Genomic DNA, 564 nt, shown 5'->3' with positions numbered 1-564 from the left:
CTGACCCGCCGTTTCAGCTACAACCTCGGCGGACACCTGACTCAGGTCGAGGAAATCGGCTACAGCGAGAAAGGTGAACGACCACAGCGCAGCACGCATTTCGAGCGCGACCCGATTGGCCGCTTGCTGGCCAGACTCAACGACGACGCCCGTCAGGATTTCACCTACGACGACAGCGACCGCCTGCTGTCCATTCAGCGCACACCCACTGACGGCGGCAGAAAGATCGGTGTCACGGCTGAAAAACTGGAATTCGCTTACGACATTCTGGGCCGCCTGACACAGGAATCGTCGCCCCAGGGCACGCTGGCCTACGACTACGATCCGCTCAGCAACCTGACCACACTGACCCTTCCCACCGGTCGGCAGCGGTCACCTGCATCAACTGAACCTCGATGGCCAACTGATCAGCGACATGGAGCGCGACGACCTGCACCGCGAGATCTATCGCACGCAGGGCAAACTCACCAGTTGCTTCGGCTATGACGCCCTTGGCCGCAAGGCCTGGCAGTACGCAACCACCCTGCCCGCTGAAAAACTCTCACAGATCCAGAACCCGCTCAT

General features: G+C 60.6%; 1 pseudogene. It reads left to right on the top strand.

From position 1 onward, the window contains the following. Nucleotides 1-564, top strand: a pseudogene (locus tag AO388_RS04095) (type IV secretion protein Rhs); the annotation flags it as partial.

The organism is Pseudomonas sp. ICMP 10191 (assembly GCF_001467335.1).
GTDB classification, from domain to species: domain Bacteria; phylum Pseudomonadota; class Gammaproteobacteria; order Pseudomonadales; family Pseudomonadaceae; genus Aquipseudomonas; species Aquipseudomonas cerasi.
The sequence above is the reverse complement of the archived record's forward strand: the minus strand, read 5'-3'. Positions and strand labels throughout refer to the sequence as shown.